The sequence below is a fragment of the Fibrella arboris genome, assembly GCF_041321095.1.
Taxonomy (GTDB): Bacteria; Bacteroidota; Bacteroidia; order Cytophagales; family Spirosomataceae; genus Fibrella; species Fibrella arboris.
Genome location: NZ_JBGGWE010000013.1, coordinates 141,618 through 166,046 on the forward strand (window position 1 = coordinate 141,618; position 24,429 = coordinate 166,046).

Annotated in this window: 15 protein-coding genes; all 15 read right to left on the reverse strand. The window is 55.3% G+C overall.

All coding sequences use genetic code 11. From position 1 onward, the window contains the following. Positions 1-43: 43 nt before the first annotated feature. On the reverse strand, positions 44-2,464 hold the full coding sequence (galB, locus tag ACAW75_RS20965; RefSeq protein ID WP_370730710.1) for a beta-galactosidase GalB: 2,421 nt from the start codon (positions 2,462-2,464) through the stop codon (positions 44-46). Positions 2,465-2,467: 3 nt separating this feature from the next. Continuing rightward, the gene (locus ACAW75_RS20970; protein ID WP_370730711.1) at positions 2,468-3,493 is read right to left on the reverse strand and encodes a glycoside hydrolase family protein; all 1,026 of its coding nucleotides are present in this window, start codon (positions 3,491-3,493) and stop codon (positions 2,468-2,470) included. Between the two features lie 210 nt (positions 3,494-3,703). Beyond that, on the reverse strand, positions 3,704-6,478 hold the full coding sequence (locus ACAW75_RS20975) for a family 78 glycoside hydrolase catalytic domain (protein WP_370730712.1): 2,775 nt from the start codon (positions 6,476-6,478) through the stop codon (positions 3,704-3,706). Between the two features lies 1 nt (position 6,479). Further along, positions 6,480-7,685, reverse strand: a complete 1,206-nt coding sequence (locus ACAW75_RS20980; RefSeq protein WP_370730713.1) for an ATP-binding protein — start codon at positions 7,683-7,685, stop codon at positions 6,480-6,482. Positions 7,686-7,787: 102 nt separating this feature from the next. Next, positions 7,788-8,684 (reverse strand): sugar phosphate isomerase/epimerase family protein, encoded by an 897-nt coding sequence (locus tag ACAW75_RS20985; protein WP_370730714.1) that lies wholly within the window; start codon positions 8,682-8,684, stop codon positions 7,788-7,790. Positions 8,685-8,838: 154 nt separating this feature from the next. Continuing rightward, positions 8,839-11,817, reverse strand: a complete 2,979-nt coding sequence (locus ACAW75_RS20990; RefSeq protein WP_370730715.1) for a sodium:solute symporter family protein — start codon at positions 11,815-11,817, stop codon at positions 8,839-8,841. A 16-nt stretch (positions 11,818-11,833) separates the two neighbouring features. Continuing rightward, positions 11,834-12,985 carry a four-carbon acid sugar kinase family protein gene (locus tag ACAW75_RS20995; protein WP_370730716.1) on the reverse strand — a complete coding sequence of 384 codons (1,152 nt, stop codon included), beginning with the start codon at positions 12,983-12,985 and terminating at the stop codon, positions 11,834-11,836. Between the two features lie 110 nt (positions 12,986-13,095). Further along, positions 13,096-14,175, reverse strand: a complete 1,080-nt coding sequence (gene pdxA, locus ACAW75_RS21000) for a 4-hydroxythreonine-4-phosphate dehydrogenase PdxA (RefSeq protein ID WP_370730717.1) — start codon at positions 14,173-14,175, stop codon at positions 13,096-13,098. Between the two features lie 11 nt (positions 14,176-14,186). Continuing rightward, positions 14,187-15,101, reverse strand: coding sequence for a dihydrodipicolinate synthase family protein (locus ACAW75_RS21005; protein ID WP_370730718.1), 915 nt, complete (start codon positions 15,099-15,101; stop codon positions 14,187-14,189). A gap of 8 nt (positions 15,102-15,109) precedes the next feature. Further along, positions 15,110-16,258 carry an iron-containing alcohol dehydrogenase gene (locus tag ACAW75_RS21010; protein WP_370730719.1) on the reverse strand — a complete coding sequence of 383 codons (1,149 nt, stop codon included), beginning with the start codon at positions 16,256-16,258 and terminating at the stop codon, positions 15,110-15,112. 140 nt (positions 16,259-16,398) lie between these two features. Further along, positions 16,399-17,532 (reverse strand): sialidase family protein, encoded by a 1,134-nt coding sequence (locus ACAW75_RS21015; RefSeq protein WP_370730720.1) that lies wholly within the window; start codon positions 17,530-17,532, stop codon positions 16,399-16,401. 1 nt (position 17,533) lies between these two features. After that, the gene (locus tag ACAW75_RS21020; RefSeq protein ID WP_370730721.1) at positions 17,534-18,238 is read right to left on the reverse strand and encodes a DUF3826 domain-containing protein; all 705 of its coding nucleotides are present in this window, start codon (positions 18,236-18,238) and stop codon (positions 17,534-17,536) included. 12 nt (positions 18,239-18,250) lie between these two features. After that, a complete protein-coding gene (locus ACAW75_RS21025; protein ID WP_370730722.1) occupies positions 18,251-21,010 on the reverse strand; it encodes a glycoside hydrolase family 78 protein in 2,760 nt (919 codons plus the stop codon). Further along, positions 21,007-22,500: a sialate O-acetylesterase gene (locus ACAW75_RS21030; RefSeq protein WP_370730723.1), complete on the reverse strand. Its 1,494-nt coding sequence runs from the start codon at positions 22,498-22,500 to the stop codon at positions 21,007-21,009. Before ACAW75_RS21030 ends, ACAW75_RS21025 begins: the two co-directional genes overlap by 4 nt. Before the next feature lie 21 nt (positions 22,501-22,521). Then, entirely contained in the window at positions 22,522-24,420 is a 1,899-nt protein-coding gene (locus ACAW75_RS21035) for a sialidase family protein (protein ID WP_370730727.1), read from the reverse strand. Between the last annotated feature and the right edge of the window lie 9 nt (positions 24,421-24,429).

Consider the following 24,429-nt stretch of genomic DNA (forward strand, 5'->3'; position numbering starts at 1 on the left):
GTGTGTTGATTAGCAATTAATGCGTCAGCAACACACAACGCCATCACTTGCTAATCAACTCAACAACAGCCATTTGCAAGCCTTCCGACGTTGCTTTGATGGTTAGCTTACCCGGCTTATCCGTTGTTTTGATGATGGCCAGGCACTTGCCGCTGTAGGCTTTTCGGTAATTTGCCCTGAACGGTTCGAGGCTGGCCTGATACCCGTTATCGACGCCCGCCAGTGTGCCCTCGCCGGTGACTGTAAACGTGATCAGATGATTGGCATCGGGGACCAGATTACCCTGCTCGTCCAGCACGTTGACGGTGACGAACGACAGGTCTTTTCGGTCTGCTTGTAGCGCGGCTCGGTCTGCGATAAGCTGAATCCTGGCAGGCTTTCCCGCCGTTGACATGGTTCGTGTCAGCCTGGTTGTGTCGGCTTTTCGGGAAATAGCTTTTAACGTACCTGGCTCATACGGCACGCGCCACATCACGTGCAGGTCGTCGCCGGTTTTCTTCCGTACGCCCAGCGATTTATCGTTCAGAAACAGCTCAACCTCATCGGCCTGATTGTAGTATGCCCACACATCGACAACCTTGCCTTTCGGCCAGTTCCAGTGCGGAAACAGGTGCAAAACCGGCCTATCTGTCCATTCCGACTGGTACATGTAATACACGTCTTTAGGGAAACCGGCCAGGTCAAGAATGCCAAAGTATGAACTACGGGCAGGCCACGGGTAGGGGTGTGGTTCACCGAGATAATCGAAGCCGGTCCAGACAAAGATGCCCGCCATATGCGGTAGCTTCCTGATCACCTTCCAGGTTTGTTCGTGCGTAGACCCCCAGTAGGCGGCTTCGTTATCATAGGCCGACGCCGTCCAGTCGGGGTTACCGTCGGTGAATTTGGCTGGTCCACCTTTTCCCCACAGCCGAACCGAGTCGGAGGGCATATCGTAATGGCCGCGCGTTTGCAATGACGAGCCGGTTTCGGAAGCAATTATGGCCTGATTGGGAAACGTTTTCGGAAAATCGGCGTAGGCTTCGTGTTTATAATTAAACCCCAAAAGATCCAGTGCCCCCGACCGATAGATGAAATTCTTCGCCGGTATGTTCTCCGTCAACGCCGACGTTACGGGGCGGCTCGTATCCAGTTTTTTCACGATCTGGGCCAGTTCACGTGTGATCGTAAGTCCCGTTGAATCAAACTGTTCGCGGATTTCATTGCCGATACTCCACATAAAAATCGACGGGTGATTCCGGTCGCGACGGATCATGGTTTCGAGGTCGGTTTTATGCCACTTGTCCCAACTAAGCCCGTAATCCTGCTTCGACTTCTTTTTCTTCCACATGTCGAAGGCTTCATCCATGACAATAAAGCCCATTTCGTCGCAGAGCGTCAGAAATTCGGGGTCAGGTGGGTTATGAGCCGTGCGAATGCCGTTGCAACCCATGGTTTTCAACAGCTCAAGCTGGCGTTGCATGGCGCGGCGGTTCACGGCGGCCCCCAACGCGCCCAGATCATGGTGCAGACACACGCCCTTGATCTTTGTTGGCCGTCCATTCAGCGAAAACCCGGTGGCAGGATCGAACGTGAAGGTGCGGATTCCCAGCGGCGTTTCGTAGCTGTCTTCCAGGCTGTTCTGCCGGTAAATCCGGGTGACGATTTTATACAGATATGGCTTCTCCGTTGACCAGAGAATGGGGTTGGGCAGTTCAATTTCCGGCGCAACTGTTTTCAGTGTGTCGGTCAACTGTACAGCCGTTAGTGTGTAACTGGCAACCTTCGTGCCCTGGGCATTCAACACATCATTGCCGATTTGCACGATGTGGCCCTGCCGACCAGTCGTGTTCCGAACAGTAATTTGGAGCTTAATAATGGCCAGGTTTTTCCGAACCGTGGGCGTTGTCGCAAACGTACCCCACTGATCGACGGCAATTGATGAGGTAGTCACGAGCCGGACGTTGCGGTAAATGCCAGACCCGGTATACCAGCGCGAATTGGGCTGGGCTGCATTGTCGACACGGACGGCGATGGTGTTTTTTTCGGTGCCAAACTTCAGGTATTTGCTGAGTTCATAGCGAAACGAACTGTAGCCATAGGGCCTGATGCCCAGGTACGTCCCGTTGATCCAGACTTCGCTGTTGCGGTACACGCCATCAAATTCGATGTAAACGTTTTTGCCTGTCGACGAAACCGGAACAGTAAACGTTTTCCGATACCAGCCGATGCCCGTTGGCAGCGCACCTTCCTGCGTGGTGCTGAGGTGGTGCTCGCTAAACTGCCCTTCTATGCTCCAGTCGTGGGGCAGGGTCAGTGTTCGCCAGCCCGCATCTGAAAAGGCGGGGTCTTTGGCCCTGGCATCATCACCCAGAAAAAAACGCCAGTTGTTGTTAAAATCGAGGCTAGTACGCGGCCCGGTTTGGGCAAAAACGGCTGTCGGCAACGTACCCAGCAACAGCCAGCAAAGAATGAGTTTTTTCATCGACTATTTTTGGCTAACAGGCACAAACTGCTTGCTGCTCTTACCCAGATCAACGGACGTTGCCACGGCAATGCCCCGCTGATCCTGCTTGTTCACGGCGCAATAGAAGTGATACACGATGCCTTTGTGCTTTACTACGAACGATTTGTGCGCATAGAGTTCGTCATAAGGCTCCGAGGGTTCAACCAGATTCGCACCAGTCCAGTCGGTCCAGTTGACAAGGTCATTCGACACGGCGAATCGGTTGAAGGCACCTTTCCGGTCTTGCCAGAAGGCACCAAAATAGAACATCACCCACAGATCATCTAGCTGCTGGATCACGGCATCGCCCGTAATACCAGCCGGATGCATCAGCACGGGTTCTCTACGGAAGCGTTGCCAGTTCAGCATATCGTCGGAAACGGCCATGCCAATACGCTCGAACCAGCGCGTTTTGTTCACGCCGGTCGTGTCGCCGTTGGCATTATAGTACATCACGAAGGGATGGCCCGTTAGCTGCTGTTTGTCGTGAATGACGGTGCTTTTGAACAGTTTACGGTTTTCCCACCAGCGAACGTCGGCATCTTTTGCCGTCAGCACGGGCGCTGGTTTACGCTGCCATTCATGTACCCTGGCCGGACTTTTCGGGGTATAGGCCATGCCGATGGATAGGTCGCCCGCTTCGTAGCCGCGCGCCGCGCCGCCGAAATACGACATCCAGTAGTTGCCCTTGTAGCTGGTCAGTTTATAGCTTCCGCCCCATCGGGTATCCTGAAGCGCATTGTACCCCGCTTTCTGATTTGTATCCCATTGCTGACTCGTGCTGTCCGAAAAGGCCATAATCCGCCCCTGAGTTTCCCAGTGCAGCAGATCCTTACTTCTTGCGAGCCAGGTTTCGTAGCCACGACCGTTATAGATCAGGTACGTCATGAACCAGTTTTTCCCCTTCCGAAAGACCGTTGGACAATCCATCTTCTGCGAATTATCGGCTGGCGTCATCACCAGCCCATACTTATACGGCGTCTTTACTTCGTCGTAAATACGCTGCATTTGTGCCTCAGAAATGCGGGGCGATTGCGCAAAAAATGGGGTAGACAGCAGGCAAAAGAGTATAACTCGGATGATTGGGCAGGTCATTAGTTGGGTCGATATCAACGGCTGTCTACTCAGCATCCAAATCTATCCCTGATAAACGCTATCACTGTCCACAATTTTCTCGAATGACTGTAGGATATTGGCGTGGTGATCAGTGAGTACCTCCTATCCCTTCACACGGAACCGATACGTACCTGAACCGACGGTGATTCGTGCCCGGTCTTTCTCGAATCCGGTCAACGTGGCTTCTTTGCTTTTGGCAATGGGCGTGTCGCTTTCGGTGATGGTACTGGCTTTCGTGGCGGGCAGGTAAATGGTCGATGTGGTGTTGGGCGGAATCTGAACGGTCAGCGTAAAATCCGCGCCCTTCTTCGTCCACTCGCTACTAATCAGGCCATAGGGCGATGCGTAGGTTGCCTTCGCACTCGTCACATCGCCAACGGGCTGCGGGTAAATTTTACTGCTTCGGAAAGCCACTGAACTGTCTTCCTGCTTAATGCCCGCCAGCCCGGCGTAAAGCCATTCCATCAGGTGCCCCAGCATAAAATGGTTGTTCGAGACTGAGGGCAGTGCCTGCCACGATTCGGTCAGGGCTGTTGCACCTTTCGCCAGTTGGTAGCCATAGCCGGGTACGTCGGCGCGGCTGTTCATATCGAAAATCACGTCGGACCGACCCGCCTCTTCCAGCGCCCGCAACAGATACCGGTAGCCAATATCACCGGCAGTAAGGCTGTTGTTGCGGCTGCGAATGTCTTTTATGATGTTGTCAACGACAGCCTCCCGGTAGGGCGGCTCCACCAGATTCATGTACAGCGCCATGGCATTGGCCGTCTGGCTGTTCGTCGCATACTGCTTCGTTTCCTTGTTAAAAAACGCCTGGTTAAACGCCGTTTTGACCTGTTTGGCGAGGTCAGTGTAGCGGTCGGCATCGGCGGGTCTGTTCAGCATCCGGGCAATCTGCTCCATGATGGTCAGATCGTAATAATACATGGCGGTGCCGGTCACACCCATTGGCGTCAGTTGCGAAACGCCCGGTGGGTTGGGGCCGAGATCGTACCAGTCGCCAAGGCCCTGCGATAGTAGGTGGTTAGTGGCTTTGGTGCCCAGATACGTCAGGTAGCGTTGCATCATGGGGTAGCTGTCGGCCAACTCCGCTTTTTCGCCGTACCATTGGTAGAGATACCAGGGCACAATGATGGCGCTGCTGCCCCATTCCGGCGAGTCACGGAAGATGCCGCCACCCCAGTCGAACTTCACATATTCGGGCGCAATCTCGGGGATTAGCCCGTCAGCAAGCTGCGAATCTTTCATGTCCTGCACTTCTTTCTTCAGCAAACTGGCGATGTCGTACTGGTAGCGAACGGAAGCGCCCATCAGGTGCAGCTCTTCCAGCCAGCCCAGTTTTTCGCGGTGCGGACAGTCGGTGAATACACTGGCCATGTTGCTCTTTATACCCCAGTCAATCAGCGTATTGGTTCTGTTGAGCAGGTCATTCGAGCAGACGAACGTACCTGCGCCCGCGGCGGCGTTTCGGGTATGTAGCCCAACGAGTTCGCTCACTTCCGGCTGGCTTTTCGGGTTCTGCTCACCCATCGGTACACCCCCTTTGAGTTGCAGGTAGCGGAAGCCGTAGTACGTAAAGCGAGGCTGCCACGTTTCAGGTACGTTGCCTTTCAGGATGTACTCAAAATAGAACGGACTACCCGACGCTTTCTGGGTTACCGCCCCGTCGGCTTTCAGCAGTTCAGCCGGGTATACGCGAATGGTGTCGCCCCGCTTGCCCTGCACCGTCAGCCTGATGATTCCCGATGCGTTTTGGCCCAGGTCATACACCCAATCGCCCGAATCGAGCCGTTTTTTGCTGACCGGCGCAAACGTATCGAATACCTTTAGCGGCTCCTGAAACTGCGCGTTCAGCACCGGCGGCCCATCGACGACCAGCGCCTTTCGCCAGGTGACATCCTGAAAAACGGGACGATCCCAATCCGCTTGTTCGAGCATGGCGTTGTAGTTTTCCCCACCGTAAATGCTGGAAAAAGTAATGGGCGACGGGGCCGTTTTCCAGGTTTCATCGCTCACGATATTGTCTTGCGACCCGTCAGCATAGCTGATAAGCAACCGCGAAATCAGCTTGGGATAGCCAAACATCACTTTCAACTTTCGGAAACGGTCTTTCACCGGTGGTACGTAGTAAAACCCGTTTCCGAGCATGACGCCCAGCGCATTCTCGCCTGACTTCAGTTTATGGGTCAAATCGAAGGTGACGTATTGGGCCTGTTTGTCGTATTTGGTCCAGCCCGGATCGAGGAAGTGATCGCCGATCTTCTGACCGTTCAGGTGCGCGTCGAACTGCCCGAGGCCGGCAATGAACAGCGTTGCCTGCTTGACAGGTTTACTCACCGTGAAGCGTTTACGAAGTAGCGGCAATACGTTTCCACCCTGTACAACATCTTTTTTGCCATCGGTCGGCAACACATTTACCAGCGAATCGGGGAGTTTATCGTAGCCTATCCAGTTGGCCCCTTTCCAGTCGGCGTTGGTCAGCAACCCCATCTGCCAGGCAGCCACCGCACTCCACGGCGACTCGGCACCGTGGTTATCCCAGACCTTCACTTTCCAGTAATACGCCTTCGCCGATCCGAGCGGTTTGCCCTGGTAGCTCACCTGAATCGATGCCTGCGATACTATCTTGCCCGAATCCCAAACATTCCCCCTGTTCTGGCTCAACGCTTCCGGCGAATCGGCCACCAGAAGCCGATACGCTTTTTGCAGCGTACCACGCGAGGCCGAAGCGAGTTGCCAGCTAAACACCGGCTTCGTGGTCTGCACACCCACCGGATTGGTACGATTGTCGCAGCGTAGGTACGTCACACCCAATGGCTGAGCAACGCCAGCCGCCGCCAGGAGGAGTAAATAGGTCAGGATTATGAGCAATCGCATATCAAAACAGGTTTTTACAATCTATTTTCAAAAATTCCTGCCAGGGAATGCCACTATTCCCAACCAGCAACACCTTGTCAGCACCAACCTTTCGCAGGAAAGCGTCCATTCCTCGAGCACTTTGGGTACGGCCGCTTTTCACTTCAAGGCCAATCACCTTTCCTTTGCGCTCAATGACAAAATCGACCTCATCATTGCCTTCGCGCCAGTAGTACAGGTTTAGATCGCCCAGTCGGGCCGCCCGCGCCAGATGAGTGCCGATAGCCGTTTCAACGTAGCGCCCCCATAACTCTGGCTGAAGGCGACTTTCTTCATAATCGGTCAGGGAAAGTGCCGAGGAAAAAGCGTTATTCTGGACCTGCCATTTAGGAATCGAGGCCCGTTGCCGCGCCTTGTCCGGTGCGTATTTATCGAGGCCGCTCAATAGGCCCGCCCCATCCAATAAGGTCAGGTAATGCGACAATGTCGTCGTGTTTCCTGCATCCTGTAGCTGCCCCTGCAATTTGGTCAGCGACACGATTTGACCGGAATAACTGGCTCCCAATTCAAACAACCGCCGAAGCAGCGCGGGCTTGTCTACGCGGGTCAACATCAGAATGTCTTTCGACAAGGTCGTTTCAACCAGTGAATTCAGAATATAATCCTGCCAGCGTTTTTCGTCGCTGATCAGCGATGCCGCACCCGGATAGCCGCCAAACCACACAAACTCGTCGGCCGAAAAACCAAATGCGGCCTCCATCTCATCAAACGACCAGTGCGTTAATTGAATGAGTTCAAACCGACCGGCCAGGGATTCGCTCAACCCCTTTTGCAGTAGCAATCGCGCCGAGCCGAGCAAAATCAGCTTGATCGACTGCCCGGAAAAGGTGTCCTTGTCCCATTCGGCCTTGACGATTTCTGCCCAGTTGTCTATTTTCTGAACCTCATCGATAATCAACAACACGTCTGCTGAAGCCTGGCTTTTCAACAGGAAACGGGCCGTTTCCCACTGTTGCGCCACCCAGGCCCCGTCACCACCAGCCACCCCATCAGCGGCAACAAAATGGCAGGGCATCGTCAACTGCCCGATCAACTGCCGAACAAGCGTTGTCTTTCCAACCTGACGCGGACCCATTACCACCTGAATAGATCGCCGTGGTTCAACGACGCGCTGCTTCAATTGCGCTAACTCCACCCGCTCAAACATGGCTCCTTCTGGTTTACTCAATATACTGAGTAAAATTAGTCAATACATTGAGTAAACTAGTGATTGATAGATAAGTCACTGTTAATAAGCCTGATACTGCGTATATAAAAGCCCCGCCTGCCATCAATCAGCCTGAAAAACGGACTTCAGGTAGGTTGTATTGGCGGTAAAATTCTTCTTCACATTTCCTGGATCGGTAGCATCACGGGAGCGTTCGATGACGAGCCAGCCCGACCAGCGCATGTGGTCGAGGGTTTGCTTCACTTTATGCATATCGAGGCGCGGGTTGTTCTGGAGCCAGACACCATCTTCGTCGGTGCAATGAATCTGACAAATCCGTTTACGGCCCAGTATGCGCAACTCGTCGTGCAGGTCGCGACCAGCCTTCAGCGGATTGGAGAAATTGTAGTAAATCTGAATGTGCTTCGAGCCAATATCGTTTAGCAACGCTACGTCGCCACGGGCGTCGAGCGACGTTTCGATACCGACGATGACGCCTGCTTTCTTCGCCAGCTTACCCACCACTTTCAGCCGCTCCACAATGGCTGGCCGTAGCTCGGGATTCTTGACAAGGTCACCCTGAACGCCCAGGGGCAGAAAAGCGACCGTCACGTTCATGGCCTTCATGGTATCGAAACAGTCCTGAACCATGCGTAAGTACGTTGGCCGGGTCGCAAACGATTGAGCATAGAAACCGGTCATGGCCAGTGAACAGATGGTCAGGTTCAACGCCTTCGCCTTGTTGAGGAACTGCTGCCGAATGGCCGGGTCGGCCAGTTGATTATCGAACGTATCGCGCTGACCCAACCCGCCCATATCCACTTCCAATCCGTCGGCACCGATGTCTTTTGTGAGTTGAAACGCCCCCAGCTTTTGCCGCTTCAGGATCATCAGATCCACCACGGCGATTTTGTAGCGTTGCTTCGCACGCGCATTCGCCAGCGGTTGCGCCCCCGGCAGAAAAAGGGTGCTGGCGAGTAAGGAGCTGGTTTTGAGAAAGTGGCGGCGGGTATGGGGCATTGGCTTTTCTGGGGGTTGGTGTTATGCAGGGGGTTAGTGGTTGAGTTGCTTTCGCGCTGTGTTGCTTCGCGAGGCAGGTTGCTGTCGCTAGGCCCTTCGACCGCAACCTGCCTCGCGAAGCAACACAGCGCGAAGCCATTTACACAAAACTCACTCACTTCATCAGTTTCTCCAGATTCTCAAAGCCGTGAATGGCCGTGGCGGGGAGCAGTTGGCCTTTTTCGCCGAAGACATACATCGCCGGAAACTTCTCGATGGTACAGGTCGACTCGTCGAGCTTACCGGTTTTGTCCTGTACCTTTTTGATGTCCAACGCGAAGTGTTGGGCCAGAAACTCGTACAGAGCCTGCCGCTTGCTGGGGCCGTAATCGTGGCCTTCCTGGGGCAGGTGTACGTTTTTCACGGAAGTCGTTTTGCCGTAGAAGCCATAAATGCGTTGCAGGAATGGGAATTCGGTGTCAGGTACGTGTTGTGTCCAGTCTTTCCCGTCGGTGATGGCCAATTGCGGACGCGGAGCTGCCATCGCCGCGATTTCTACGTTGCTGGTGCCATTGCCACACAGGTGAACGCCCATGCCACTTTCGCAGGGACAGCCGCCGCTATGGTACGATGATAGCATCACCACCGGCACGCTCAGCGTAATCCGGTCGTCGAGGGCGGTGAGCAGCATGGTCTGACTTCCACCACCCGAGCCACCACTGATGGCGACGCGTTTGGGATCAGCATTTTTGAGTGTCAGCAGCCAGTCGAGGCTACGCATGCCGTTCAGGATCTGGATGGTCTGGGCGAGGCTCCGGCGGTGGTCTTCGGGTTGCATCTGGAGCAGCGATTCACCCCAGGCAAAGAGGTCGTAGCTGAACGCCATGGCCCCCATCCGTGCCTGCATGGCACAGCGATACTGGCAATCGGCCCGGTAACGCCCGTCGCCAAAATGCCCGTCAGGATTCAGGATGATCGGCATTGGTACCCTAGTGTTCAGCGGCTTGTACAGCGACCCCGTCACGTAGAGACCGGGCAGGGTTTCAATGGCCACGTTTTCAACGGTGTAGCCGTCGTAGGTACGTTTGTTGGTAATGATCGGTGCGCTATTCGGTTTGGCAGGTAGTTTCGACAGGTTGAGCGCGTCCCACATGCAGGTACGTAGTTCAGCTTTGCGCTTTTCCCAAGTGGGTACGTCGCTGTAGAGGGTGGCCAGGTAGTCGAGTTGGGCTTTGCCTTCGACGGGTGTTTTCAGGTGGTATTGAAACGCCTGAAGCTTATACCTTCTGTCTCCTTCTTTGGCAAACGTGATATCCTGCGAAGCCAGCACATTGGTCATCGTCTGTTCCAGGTCAGTCGGCCGGAACCGCCAGCCCGCGTAGGTCACGTACCTGTCGCGCACCAGTTCTTCCGGGTAGCGAATCTTGACCGAGAAGCGAGTTTCTATGTCATGGATGACTTCGTGGAGAGGCTTCCTGAACTTGTCATCAGCGGTTTGTGCGCTGGCCGTCAAGCTACAGCCAACCAGCAGCATGACTACCCCAAGCTTTCCTAACGCATCGGCTCTGCGGGCGTTGCTTTTCTGTGATCCGTCTTCCGCCGAGACCGTTTTAGCCGCTGTGCGCCAGCCGCTATACAGCAGGTTTGGGTCGAGTATGGGTTTTGGAAAGAACAGACTGGCCATGTACCCAACGCCGATCACGACCAAATGGCTGTACACACCGAGCATCAGTTTGTGGTGCGTGAAATTGTACGCGCCCATATCGAGCAACAACTTTTTGTCATTACCGTATCCGATCTGGGTCGACGTCAGAAAGGCGTAGGCCGTGAAGCCGATGCAGACCAAAATGGCGATGTTGACGCCCTGCCTGTTGGCCCGTGCGCTGAAGATGCCCAGCAGGAAGATACCGACGATACCCCCCGAGAAAATGGCGTAGAGCGTGAATACAATGCCCAGAACCCCTTCATTACCAGCCCGCAGGTATAGCGCTCCAATCAGGATCGCGATGATCCCCGATAGCAGAACGATTGTTTTACTGACGGTCAGGTATTCCCTGTCGGCACGGGCGGGGCGGGCTTTTTTGTAAAAGTCTTCGAGGCCAACGGCAGCGAGTGAATTCAGGTCGGCACTGAGGCTGCAAATAGCCGCTGAGATCATGGCCGCCAGCACAAAGCCAACCACACCGACAGGAAATTTGGTCATGATAAAATAGGGAAACACCGCGTCGGGGCGCATGCCTGCCGGGAGCGGTTGCTGCTTGTAATACACGAACAGGGCCGTGCCGATGAACATGAACAACGCCCAAACCGGCACCGTCAGCGAGATGCCCAGAATCGACGCCCTGATGGCGGCTTTGTCCGTTTTGGCGGTCAGGTAACGCTGCACCACCGTCTGATCGGTGCCGTATTTTTGAATGGCGTAGAACATGCCATTGATAACCATGACCACAAACGTGAGCTTCGTGAAATCCATATCGTAGGGGCCGAACCCCGTCCGGTTATTGGCCGAGGCCACGCTCATCACTTCCGCGAAGCCGCCCTTTACCGAGAGCAGAATGACCACGACGCAGAGAATGCCACTGGCAAACAGCATGAATCCCTGAAACACATCGAGCCAGATCACGGCTTCGATGCCGCCCAGCAGGTTTACCGCGATGATGATCAGGCCGACCACGACAATGATATAGACTGTATCGAGGCCGGTCATGTTGGTCAGTGCCACGGCCAGCAGGAAAAAGACGGTGCCCATCGACGAGAACTGCCGCAACACGAAGGCCGTGGAACTGTAGTAGCGGGCAAAGGAGCCGAACCGTTTTTCGAAGTATTCGTAGGTGCTCAGGCCAATCACTTTACGGTAGAGGGGCACGATAAACCAGATCGTACCGAGCAGGACGATGGGCACCATCAGCCCCTGCACCAGCAAAATCCAGTTCGATGAATAGCCTTCGCTGGGATAACCCAGAAAGGTGACGCTACTGATCAGGGTGGCCAGCAGCGACATGCCGATAGCCCAGGCGGGTACCCGGCCTTTGGCGGCGAAATAGGTGTCGGTGGTGCGCTGGTTTCTGGCGTACCGCAACCCGAAATACAGATTTATCAGCAAAACGGCCGCGATAATCAGGTAATCAACGACGCTTAAGGTTGGGTTTGACATCAGGTATAGGAATTAATCAAAACGGCCATAAATCGGGTGGCCAGGGGTAGCTACCCGGTTTTACGGTAATGTGTACGTTTTCGTTGCCGAACGCCTTACTTCTGACCACACCCGGTGCCAGTTCATTGGTGGGAGCCAGTCGCATGACGCCAATTTCCCGGAGTACAGCCGACGCCGTTGAGCCGCCTTCGATCATCAATTCATCGATCGACATCTGCGCCAGCGCCAGCTTAACGGCTGTGGCCATAGTAGTTCGTAGATGCACCGCCAGCCCCGAACCACGCTCGACTGTCGACGGGTCAATTGCCACGATCACCTGGTTATGCAGTTGCATCTGCTGGACAAGCTCGCCCGCCCAACTCGCCCGCCTATCGCCAGGCAACGTACCTGAACAGGTCAATTCGCCGGGCATATAACAGACTCTCGTACCCGTCATTGCCGCCCGTCTGACCAGGTCGACACTGGCGCCAAAAGCGCTTCCGCAGATGTAAAGCCGACGGTCGCCCAGACTTACCGGCGCTGGCTTTTCCAGCTTCAGGCCAGTCAGCGCAGCCAGTAGAGCGGCGAAAAAGCCGGCCCCGCCACAAGGCAACGTCTGCTCGTCGATTCGCCCTACCCAGGCGTGTAGATCCGCTTCGTCGTTCACCTCACCAATGATTATTTCCGCATCCGACAAAGACCCGTAATGGGGCTGCACGATCAGCCGGTCAACTTTTGATGTAAACCGCTCATAGACGTCGCTTTCCGTAACGGGAAACTCCGGGTCTTCCGAAAAATGGGTCTGGTGAATCAGTTCACCCCGCACGTAGTATTGCCCATTCACGATCGTTCGCCCCAATGCCGGATTGGCCGAAACAATCAGGGCCTTTGTTAATCCCAACGGCGCAAGCTGAGCCAGTGCTTCGGCCATCACATGCCCCCGCAGCACCGAATCGACTTTTTTATAAATCAACTGTGGCTTCATCGGCAGTAAAGCCCGACTCACGGTGACCATTTCCTGTACGGCTTCCGACTCTGAAACCGAACGCGCATCCGTCGAAATCACCAGCAGATCGGCCGTCGATGCCGGGTCGACGGTCATGGCTATTTCAACCGTAAGCCCGTAGTTAAGGCCAATGCCGGCCAGTTCAGCAGCCCCGGTTAAATCATCAGCAATGACGGCAATCATGGTGAAGAGTGAAAGGGCGAGAGAGTGAAAGAGTGACTAGTACCAGGTTGCTGTTGTCACTTGCCACAGGCAAGTGACAACGAGCGATGGCAACGAGGCCACAACGAACGTTAAGCCGGTTGATAGTCACTCTTTCGCTCTTTCAATCTTTCGCTCTTTCTATATTTCGCCAGTTGAACCGCCGACTCAATGGCCAGTATCATCGCATCGGGACTGGCAACACCTTTACCGGCAATTTCAAAGGCCGTTCCGTGGTCGACGGAGGTACGTATGATGGGCAGCCCCATGGTGATGTTCACGCCTTTGACGCTGTCCATCTGGTGCTTTTCGGCGTTCCATTTGAAACCGGTCAGCTTGAACGGAATGTGACCCTGATCGTGGTACATGGCCACTACACCGCCATAATAGCCTGTGGCGGCTTTGGAAAACAGCGTATCGGCCGGCACGGGGCCTTCCACGTCGTAACCCCGACGGCGGGCTTCCTCAACGGCGGGCAAAATCTCCAGATCATCTTCGGTACCAAACAGGCCCGAATCGCCCGCGTGTGGGTTCAGGCCCGCGATGCCGATTTTCAGGTTGGTTTCGCCCAGTGAAATCAGGCCGTGATACAGCAGGTCGGTCACTTCGAGAATCCGGTCTTTTTTGACCAGGTCACAAGCCTGACGAAGCGATACGTGGGTCGATACGTGAATGACCTTCAGGTTGTCTTCCACCAGCAACATGCCGTACTTCTTCGTGTTGGTAAAATGCGCGTAGATCTCAGTATGCCCCGCGAAATGGTGACCCGCTTCGTTGATCGATTTCTTGTTGATCGGGCCCGTCACGGTGGCATCCAATTCGTCGGTCAGCGCCAGATCGATTATGGTCTTCACCGCCGCAAACGCCGCTTCGCCCGCCATCGCCGAAATCTCACCGAACTTCAGCGTGGCCAGCTCAACGTTTTCCAGATTATAGACATCCACGGTTCCCAGTTGGAATTTCGCTTCGTGAACGGCCCTGATCGGATGGATGATCGCCTTCAGGTTCAGCCGCGTGGTGATGTCCTGGAAAACGCCTGCATCGCCAACCAGCACCGGGTTACAGATGTCGTAAATGGCCGGATTCAGCAGCGCCTTGATGGCTATCTCCGGGCCGATACTCGCCGGATCGCCCATGGTGATGCCCACAATTGGTTTATCGTCAGTAGTCATGGTATGCTCGTTTACAATTGGATCGCCTCTTTCTCGACCAGCTCAGCCAGGGCTGCCCGCAGGGCATTTTCGTCATCGGCGGCAAGCGATTGAAGCGGTGGCATCATGGTTGTGCCGCAGAGGTCATATTCCTGCATCAGCACTTTCAGCGCCGCCAGCGAATCGCCCAGCGTTCGGCCCGCCTGGTACAGGTGGCCGAATACATCGGACTGATCCTGATGCGCGTATGCCTTCTCTTCATCGCCTTCCTGCACCGCTTTCAGCAGGTCACGGTATATGCCGGGGCAGAGGTTACCGGTGCTGGGCACCAGGCCATCGCTTCCCCGAAGCAGCGCGTCGGCCGACCGGGCGGCCCAGCCCATGAAGTGGCTGAAATCAGGGCGATCGGCCCACAGCGCCAGCGAATCGTAGAGCCGGTCTGTGTTGCGTTCCGAATCTTTGATGCCCACAATCCGGTGGTGGTAGCTGAGCTCTTCGACCACTGCCAGCGGAATAGACATCCGGGTGGTGGCCAGTATGTTATAGATGATCAGCGGGCCGTTGAGTTGGTCGGCCAACTGCTCGAAATACTGCTTCATCTGATCGTCGGTCAGCGTGTAATACGACGGCAGTGTGGCCGCCACGGCATCGACGCCTGCATCGAAACAGAAGTTGGCAAACTCAACCGACTCGTCCAGACAGTTCGACGAAATGCCCGCGTAGAGTACCGTATCCGCCGATTTCAGGCGGGCCGCTTCATGTACGTAAGCCTTTTTCAGTGACAGCGGCAGCGAGGTAGACTCGCCCGTCGTTCCCAGAATGAACGGCATGGCTTCGTTACCCTGTAGATTGGCCATAATTTTTTCGACAGCCGCTTCATCCACCGCATATCGCTTGGTCAGGGGCGTAATCATGGGCACCACAATCCCCTTAAATCTCTTGTTCATACTCATGGTTAATAAGCGGCTGTATAGATGGCAAGTGCGGCCTCACGCGTGATTTCACGCGGGTTATTCTTCAGTAAACGGCTGATCTTCAGAGCGTCATCAGCCAATTGAGGAATCACCGTCTCGGGTATATTCACATCGCGTAACCGGGCAGGAATACCACAATCACGAATCAATTCCTTTACTCGCCGCACGCCATTGGCGGCCGTTTCGGCATCGTCTACGCCCCGTTCGCAACCCAGCGCCAGCGCCACTTGCGCATAGCGTCCCACCGCTGACGGAATGTTGAATTCCATCACATACGGCAACAACAACGCGTTGGACAGGCCATGCGCCAAATGAAACAGACTACCCAGCGGATAGGATAGCGCATGCACACCAGCCGTATTGACCGGGCCGAGGCAGAAACCGCCGAGCAAACTGCCCATTGCCACCTGAGTACGTGCGGCCTCGTCGGCCCCGTTTCGCACCGCCTGCACAATGTTCGCGGCGATCAGGCACATGCCTTCGTAGGCGTACATATCGATGTAGGGCTGGGCGAATTTGTTCGTATACGCTTCCAGACAGTGCGTCAACGCATCGATGCCGGTAGCGGCGGTAATGGCGGCGGGTACGCTGATGGTTAGCAGTGGGTCGACATACACGATGTCGGGCACCAGAAACGGACTAATGATCCCTTTCTTCTGATTATCGGTATCATCAACCAGAATCGCGTTGGGCGACACTTCACTGCCTGTGCCCGACGTGGCCGGTACGCAGATCAGTTTTTTCCGCCGCCCGTTGAGCCGACCAATACCCACCATCTCGGCTAGTGTCTGGTCATTTTCCAGTTTGGCGGCAACCAGTTTGGCCATATCCAGTACACTCCCTCCACCAATGCCCACAACCACATCCGGGTTGAACGGCGCAACGGTCTGCATCAGCGTCTCAAAATGGGCGAACGACGGCTCCTGTACGATGCTGGTATCGAGCTCAACCGCGATTTGTTTAGCCTCCAGCGCATCGACCAGCCCCTGCAACGTACCCAGCAGCGGGGCAATCGTTACCACCAACACCTTTCTAGGGGATAACGACCCAATTTCGGCGGCCAGGTCAGTAAGACAGCCTGTGCCAAAGACCAGTTTACCGGGGAAGTGTATGGTTAATGGTTGTGTCATTCGTTACTCTATTCGGCTTTTTAGCCGCGTTGTTACTTACTGTTGGTCGCTTGCTTTGAACTTTGCGAGTTATTGTTTTTCACTATCTGGCTGGTTGCTCACGCTGGGCCACCATTCTATTAGTTATGCCCCTAAGTCAATCAATCCTTTGTCATCTCCGTGGCCACTGGTGCCGTGTAGCCCGCCAAAGCGGGCCAAACGCCGTCGCTAATCGGTATTAATTTCAGTTTCTTCGGGTCAATCACCGCGTGTTTGATCTTTTGCCGACGCCAGGTGTAGATCACGTGGATCAGCCCGTCGTTCGTTTGACTGATCGACGGATACGAGTACTGACTGATGGGCGAATCTTCGATAATCATCGCCGCCGACCAATGCTGACCATCGTTTGAAACGGCCAGATTCAGCGGCGTGCGTGGCCCTTTTGCCAACGTACCCGGCGGCAACACGTGGTTGTACACCAGCACCTGCCGCCCATCCCTGAGTGTCACAGCATCAGTGCCGGAGTTGTTGTTGGGCAACGACGTTTTCGCCAACGGTGACCAGGTTTCGCCATTATCCGTCGACCATGATTCTTCGACAGCCCTGTCCCGGCTACGGGCCAGTATCTGTAGCTTCCCGTTTCCGTAGGTCAGCACGCTCGGCTGGATAGCGTTCAGCGTTTTACCATCATTGATCGGCCCGACTTTTCGCCACGTTTTGCCGAAGTCCGGCGTCATTTCGAAGTGGATCTTCCAGCCATCACCTTCGGTACTCGTGGGGCAAATCAGGTTACCGTTGGCCAATAACACCGGCTTGTTTTTTACGGGACCGATATAACCTTCGGGCAGTGGTTTTGCCGCCGACCAGGTACGTCCCCCGTCGGGTGAAGTTTTCAGCCAGCCTTTCCACTTCGATGGGCTTGGGCCAATCTTGTAAAACAGCATCAACTCGCCCTTCGGAATCTGGTACAGCACCGGGTTCCAGCAGGCGTAGCGGACCGAATCGCTGAGAATGCCATTCGCGACGTTCTGCGGGGCCGTCCACCGACCATTTTCCTGCCGACTCACCCAGATACACACATCCGGGTTGCGCTCTTTCGTACCCCCAAACCAGGCCGACACCAGCCCGGTCGACGTCTCGGCAATCGTCGCCGCGTGACTTTCCGGGAATGGCGGTTGATCCACCACAAATTCGTCGACGAGCAACCCGGTTTGCCATTTGGCCAACTGCGCCGACGCCATACCGAACAGGGTAAGGCTGGTTAGAAGGGTGAGTAGTAGTGTCTGTTTGATCATATCAATTTGTTGCCTGCTTCTTCTCGGCGGCTTTCTTCGCTTTGGCGGCGGCGGTGTAGGCGCTGTACATCTCGCGCCAGTTGCGGCCGTTGGCGTTCAGGTATTGCTCCGATTTCGTTTTGTAGATCTCGAAGATGGCCGAAATCTCTTTCATGCTTTTGTAGTCGACGGCCTGCTCGCGGGCCTGCTCCATGTAGCCAAGAATCGTTTCCTCCTCCTGCGCCGTCATATTGGGCACAATTGCTTTGTAGCCCGCCATCGTGAATGCCACTTTACCAATCGTGTATTTGTCGAGCACGGCGTTGACCTGCTGTTTATCGAGGTCTTTCTGCAAGCCGGTCATCAACGCCTGATGCACATTTTTCGGAATGGCCGAGTCAGCAATCACCTGTCGATCCAGCTCTGTCAATGGGTTACCCGTCAGCGGGTTGATGCCCGCCGGAACGGTGCTCGCCGGGTGCTCATTGTGCCAATCGCGAATGGCGTTCAAATGAGTGGCCACCACATCGGTCAGGCGTTTTTCTTTCTCAGCATCGTTCAGATTCAGTGAACCGATCCATTCAGAGGCCTTTTTGCCTAGTTCATTATCTGCTTTCACGTTGGCATCAATAGCCGATGCTGGTTGCACTGGCTGCCCCTGACAAAAAGCAACTGAAGTGGCTAGCAGGGTTGCAATGACTAGGCAGGTATTGACTACGTTTTTCATAAGAAATGAGCGTTAGAGCTTACACATGAATTGATACGTACCTGAGCCGACTTCGAAGACGGCTTTTCCATGTTCGATTCGGACAAACGATACACCGTCTGCTTTCGCGGCCTGTTTACCGCTTTCACTAACCAGATCGGCTGACGTGGCGGGCATGTACACCAGTGCTTTCGTGTTGGCAGGAATGCTGATTGTCCAGGAAAACTGACCGGCTTTCCGGGTCCAGTCTGACGTAATCACCCCATGCAACGACTGGTAGGATGCCTTCACAAAATCGAGCCCGTTGACCAGATCGGGTTTCATCACGATTTTTTTGAAAGCGGGCGCGTCGGGGGCCGATTTGATGCCCGCCAGGTTTTCGTAATACCAGATCAGCAGATCGCCGAGCAGCATGACGTGGTTGCCCGAGTTCATTTCGGGATTGGCCGTGTTGCCGTTCCATAACTCCCAGATCGTAGTCGCCCCGTTTTCGGCCATGTAGCCCCAACTCGGATAATCGCGGTTCGACGCAATCTGATACGCCAGATCAGCACGACCATTGGCCGACAGGCCGCGCATGAGCCATTGCGTACCGATCACGCCCGTGCTGATATGTCCCTGATTTTCGTTCACAATTTTATCAACGATGCCGGCAAATACCTGATTTTTAGCCGCTTCGGGCACGATGTCGTAGGCCAGCGGCAGCAGGTTGGCTGTTACCGTGTTGTTGCTGTAATGGGCTGTTTCGCCGTTCAGGAATTTCCGGTTGAAGGCCGTTTTCATTTCCGCTGCTATCCCGCCAAACGCTTTTGCCTCGTCGGGTTTGTTCAATAACTGCGCAAACTGCTGCATCACCACTAGCAACCGGATATACGTGGCCGAGGCCAGCAATTCACCCGCCGTTTGCCGGGCGGGATCTTTGGCGTGAATCAACTCTTTCGACTCAGGGGGCACGCACCAGTCGCCGTATTTGTCTTTCGTTACCAGCCCGTCGGTCGTGTAGCGGTCGGCCATGTAGTCCATCCATTTTTTCATGGACGGGTAGTGCTTTCGAATCGATTCCACATCGCCAAACTGACGATACAACATGTCGGCCACCTGCAGGTACGTACCCGGCCAGGTTACGTTATCGCCATAATATCGCCAGAACGCCGGGGCCACGTCGGGAATACTGCCATCGGCTTTTTGTGCCTGTTCAATATCTGTTAACCACTTGGCATACAGCCGACTGTTATCGAAGAGGAAGCTTTCGCCGTAGGCGCCCGTGCTGCGGTCACCCAGCCAGGGTTGCCGTTCGTTTCGCTGTGGACAGTCGACCGGCATGCCTTTGTAATTGCTGAGAATACCCCAGTACGCGTTTTTATGAATCTGGTTCAGCGTACTGTTCGACGAGCTGAACGTACCTGTCGTTGGAATAGCATCGTAGACCACCCGCCCATCGAAATCGTTGATCGTCGGCACACTGGGGAAGCCGGTGATTTCGACGTACCGGAAGCCGTGGTACACAAACGTCGGCTCCCAGGTCTCCAGTCCACCGCCTTTCAGTGTATAAACGTCCGTCACTTTGGCATCACGGAGGTTGCGGGTAAATGGCTCGCCACTGGCTTGCAGCGACTCGGCAAAACGCAGTGTAACGGCGGTTCCTCTGGCACCTTTCACCCGCATACGTACCCAGCCGGCCATGTTTTGCCCCAGGTCGAGCAGGTACGTATTGGGCTTCAATAGTTTGATCGAGATTGGCCTGATGGTCTGCATCACCTTCATGTTCTCGTTCATCTGCGCTTCATACGTACCGCCGGGCTCCTGCACGAACTCTGCTTTGGGCCAGCTTTTATCGTCGAAACCGACCCGGTTCCAGCCTGTCAGTTCCTTCGTAGCATCGTACTCTTCGCCGTCATATTCATTATTGGTCCGAATGGGACCATCGGCGGTCACCTTCCACGAATCGTCGGTGGTGATCACGTCCTTCGTGCCATCGGTGTAGGTGACGACCAGGTTCAATAGCAACTTTGGATAGCCGAACGTCTTGATCTTGTACGGTTTATACGCCTGCCGCATGGCGTAATACCGCCCGTTGCCCAGCACCGTGCCGATGGCGTTCTGGCCGCTTGTGAGCAGCTTCGTCACGTCGAAGGTGTTGTATGTGACACCCTGCGTATAATCGGTTGGGCACGGGGCCAGCACCTGGTCGCCCACCTTCTGCCCGTTGAGGTAGAGTTCGTACAGCCCCAGGCCAATGATGTAGGCGGTAGCGTGCCGGATCGGCTTTTTCGCCACAAATTCTTTACGAAAATACCGAGCTGATAGTCGGGAAAAGGTTGTTTCAGTATCCCAGGCAAAAGCCCGGTCGAGGCCAATCCAGCGGCCTTTCCAGTCGAGGTAGTTCAACAAACCCATGCTCCAGTAGGCCGACTTGCTCCAGCCGGTCTCGCCCTGATTCGTCCAGACGTTGACTTTCCAGAAGCAGCGCGTGCCACTTTTCAGCGCCTTCCCCGCGTAAGCCACCTGAATACTTTGATCAGATGATACCTTGCCCGAATCCCACAGATCGCCGGTACTGGCGGCCAGTTTTTCTTCGCTCGAAGCCACCAGAATCTGATACCCCGTTTGCTCAATAGCGCGTGTCGTGCCCGTAATCTCCCAACTCAGCCGGGGCCGGGTTGCGTCGATACCTTCAGGATTTGTCAGGGTTTCGCAACGTACCCGTTGCACAGTCACACCCACCCCATCCGTGCCGAAAACGGCAGAAGTACAGACCAGCAGCAGGATAAGTAGGACGTGAATAGCCTTCATAGTTTCGCGGCTTTCACCGTGTTTGGCCCGGTCAGACTGCCACTTGTCAACTGGCCGGTGAGCGGGTTGTCGGTGCGGAACGGACGGGCCGGTAAGCCTTCCCTATTGTACAGATTCGGTTGCGCGGCCTCGTCCCACCCGAAGCGCACGGCTACCGGCTCAGGTACGTTCACCGCCGACACCACGACCGTTTTTTTCTCAATCCGGGCTATTGCCGGCACGAAAACCCCGTCCTTCCCGGCAAGGGAGAATCCCGTCAGCGGCAACCCGTCTTTGCTGATTAAACCGCTGCCTGTGTGCGTGAAATACAGGGTAACGGCCTGATCGGTCACGTTCATTTTCGCGAATACAGGCCCTTCGGCCACCAGCTTTTTCTTGCCGTAGGCATTCACCAGGGCCAGCAACGCCAGCCGTCGGCCAATCTCCCACTTAAACGGCGGGTGAATATCCGACAGACTATCGGCCAGATCGGTGGTGGTGATCATGCCGGTTTGGGGGAGGGTCAGCACCAGTTCCTGCGCCTCACGGAATTCGGGTAAGGTCTCTTTCGTCAGCACTACCTTCCCTTTTGAGTCCGAATACCGGAAGGGCGCGAGTTGGGTATAGTAAAACGGCATCGTCGGGTCGTTCCACGCACTGCGCCAACTGCCGATAAGCGTCTGCATCTTGTGCGCATAAGTGATGGTCTCTTTCAGGAAACAGTTCGTTTCGCCCTGATACCAGAGAAACCCTCTGAGCGCAAACGGCACCAGCGGACGAATCATCGGCTCGTAGAATTTTCCCGGCTCACCCTCTACTTTATTGCCGCTGTAATACGCATCGGCCTGAAAAGCCGCTTCCGAAATCCACGGCTCGATGCGACTGCCGGGAATGGCCGACGAAATGACGCCAACAGGTACGTTCAGTTTCTGTTGTAATTCCCTGGCGAAGAAATAAGCCGGGGCCGAGAACGACCGCAACGCCGAATCGGCCGCGATGTTCCAGCCGCGATGCCCCGGGTCAGGCTTGGCCAGCTCTTTCCGATTCACCAGAAAGAGTCGGATCTGCGGGTTTTTCGCGTACTCCAGTTCGTCGACCGGATCGTGTCCGTCAACCAGTTGCGTGGCTGTACCGCGCTTCACTCTACTGTTTTTCCGCATGGTATACTCCATGTTCGACTGGCCCGAACAGAGCCACACTTCACCCACCAGGATGTTCTGTAGCCGGATGGTGTTCGTACCCGAAATCACCAGTTCGGCCGGTACGTTCGAGGCTTTCAAGGGCTTCAGGGTCACGCTCCAGTGGCCCGCCGCATCGGTCGTTGCCGTCTGCGTTTGCCCGGAAAACTGAACGGTCACCGGCTCGCCAACACCCGCATTTCCCCAGATCGTCAATGGCTTATCCCGTTGCAACACCATGTTATGCCCCAGAATACGGGGCAGAACGATCTCGGCCTTCAGAGGCGCTGACAGGCAGAGGGTGAGCAGCAGTATGGCCAGTCGGTTGGTCATTGGGTACGTAGTCTACTGACGTTAGTCAGGCTGTTGGGTTGGCGCACTGGTTTTGAACGACTTGATCACAAACACGGCTTCAGCATCCTGTTCACCCGCATTCGGCAGGTCGTAGGTCTGGTCAGTCGGGGTATCGGCATCGGGGAAACGACGGACGCCGCCCGTTCTGAACACCACACGCCGGAACGACGCCACGGGGGCGAAAAACAGCTTCGTTCCCTTCGACTGTCCGTTCACAACGGCGGTGAACATGCGTTTATCGCGGTCCAACTCGATGCGGACATCGTACTGTTTGCCGGCCTCGTACTTCTGAATCCCCGAATCACGGTAGCCGACTTTGGCTTTGAACACACTGTCGGCATCGAACATCAGCCGAACGGCGGCGTTGCCTCTGGCGTCCTGAAACTCGATCTGCAACGTACCTGCATTGGCCTGTTGCGGTACGATCGAAAACTCGACCGTCAGGCGTTTCGAGTCGGGAATGACGCGCTCGGCTTTGGCGTAGTCGAATCGGTCTTTATCCCTCAAAACCAGGGCTTTCGACCCAGAAATAGCCTCTATCCTGGCCGTGGCCTGCAAGGGGCTGTACGTGTTCCACATCGCCAGTTCGTTACCGGCGGGCAGTTGGGCAAACACCTCGTTGGCGTGCGTTTTCACCTCGTCAGTAACCGGAACCGGAATGCTCGACACCCAGATATCTTCCTTGTTCATGCTGTAGGTCACCCACAGCTTGCCGTCGGGCGGCGTGCCGTTTCCCTCCTCAATGCCACGCACATACTGCGGCCCATACGACTTATAGGCACCCCCGTAGCGCAACGATGAAATCTCGCCATTGACCAGCAGCAGGTTGGTGTAATTCAGCCCGTCTTTACTCGTCGAAATCGCTAACGGCCAGCGAAACTCCGACGGATTATACACCGTTGCGTACTGCCCATCCGACGTTTTCTGCCCCCAGATTTTGGCGTTGCTGTTCACGAAACCCGGTGCCCGGAGAGGATTGTACAGCCACGACTTCCCCCCGTCCGGGCTAATGCTGGTCAGCGCGTGTTTCCACAAACCCACCACCCGATTATCGGGCAGGTGGTAGTAACTGAATGCTTTCACTTCCCGTTTCAGCAAAATCAGCGGGTCGTTGCGGTCGGCTTCTTCCACCCACTGTTGCATCATCAGCGGATTCGCCAGCAACTCATCGCAAGCGGCCACGAATGCTTTATCTTTCGCAGTCGTGTAGAATGGGTACGTCGATTTCTTACTGTCCCACGACGAGTTATGCCGGATGAAGTAGATCGGGCCGCATTTGCCATCTACGTACACTTCGCGCACCACCCGGCCAATGCCGTTGCCGTCGTTGGGGTCGTCTTTCGGTCCCATCACGATGCCGTAGAAACCGAGCGTGAGCAGGCGCTTGTTTTTCGCCACGAAGAAGCCCATTCGCTGATGCATCACCGCGTACAGATCGTTCGCCACCTCCGGCCGACCTTCTTTTTTCCAGCCGTCGGGCAGTTTATAGGGCGGAAAAATGATCGTCGGGTTTGTCCAGCTATAGCCGTCTTTCGAGGTCAGCAGCAGCGTTTGGCCGGGCGGCACGTGCTCACCGACGGGGTTGCTGAGGTATTGCAGGTAGAACGTATTGTTCCAGTACGTCAGCATCGGCGCGTGGTTATAGGTCCAGTTGGTGCCGCCCGCCAGTTCAGCATGCTCGCGATTGGCCCGAAACGCCTGCACGTTATGCACGCCCACCGCCGGACTTAACTGCCCGTGGTGATAATCGACATTCGACAGCGTAGTGCCGACGTAACGCACTGTATCCTGCGCCTGTGCTTGCGCGAGGCAGAGCAGAAGGAGTACCGTAACCCCCAACCCGGACCGCCGGACCGCCCTGAAGGGGGCTTTCCGTCGCGGAGCTTTAGCCCTCTTCAGGGCGGTCCG

What these genes read in the sequence shown, in the direction of transcription:
- galB (WP_370730710.1), bottom strand. Translation starts at nt 2,464, where the DNA reads ATGAAAAAACTCATTCTTTGCTGGCTGTTGCTGGGTACGTTGCCGACA.
- ACAW75_RS20970 (WP_370730711.1), bottom strand. Translation starts at nt 3,493, where the DNA reads ATGCAGCGTATTTACGACGAAGTAAAGACGCCGTATAAGTATGGGCTG.
- ACAW75_RS20975 (WP_370730712.1), bottom strand. Translation starts at nt 6,478, where the DNA reads ATGCGATTGCTCATAATCCTGACCTATTTACTCCTCCTGGCGGCGGCT.
- ACAW75_RS20985 (WP_370730714.1), bottom strand. Translation starts at nt 8,684, where the DNA reads ATGCCCCATACCCGCCGCCACTTTCTCAAAACCAGCTCCTTACTCGCC.
- ACAW75_RS20990 (WP_370730715.1), bottom strand. Translation starts at nt 11,817, where the DNA reads ATGTCAAACCCAACCTTAAGCGTCGTTGATTACCTGATTATCGCGGCC.
- ACAW75_RS20995 (WP_370730716.1), bottom strand. Translation starts at nt 12,985, where the DNA reads ATGATTGCCGTCATTGCTGATGATTTAACCGGGGCTGCTGAACTGGCC.
- pdxA (WP_370730717.1), bottom strand. Translation starts at nt 14,175, where the DNA reads ATGACTACTGACGATAAACCAATTGTGGGCATCACCATGGGCGATCCG.
- ACAW75_RS21005 (WP_370730718.1), bottom strand. Translation starts at nt 15,101, where the DNA reads ATGAACAAGAGATTTAAGGGGATTGTGGTGCCCATGATTACGCCCCTG.
- ACAW75_RS21010 (WP_370730719.1), bottom strand. Translation starts at nt 16,258, where the DNA reads ATGACACAACCATTAACCATACACTTCCCCGGTAAACTGGTCTTTGGC.
- ACAW75_RS21015 (WP_370730720.1), bottom strand. Translation starts at nt 17,532, where the DNA reads ATGATCAAACAGACACTACTACTCACCCTTCTAACCAGCCTTACCCTG.
- ACAW75_RS21020 (WP_370730721.1), bottom strand. Translation starts at nt 18,238, where the DNA reads ATGAAAAACGTAGTCAATACCTGCCTAGTCATTGCAACCCTGCTAGCC.
- ACAW75_RS21025 (WP_370730722.1), bottom strand. Translation starts at nt 21,010, where the DNA reads ATGAAGGCTATTCACGTCCTACTTATCCTGCTGCTGGTCTGTACTTCT.
- ACAW75_RS21030 (WP_370730723.1), bottom strand. Translation starts at nt 22,500, where the DNA reads ATGACCAACCGACTGGCCATACTGCTGCTCACCCTCTGCCTGTCAGCG.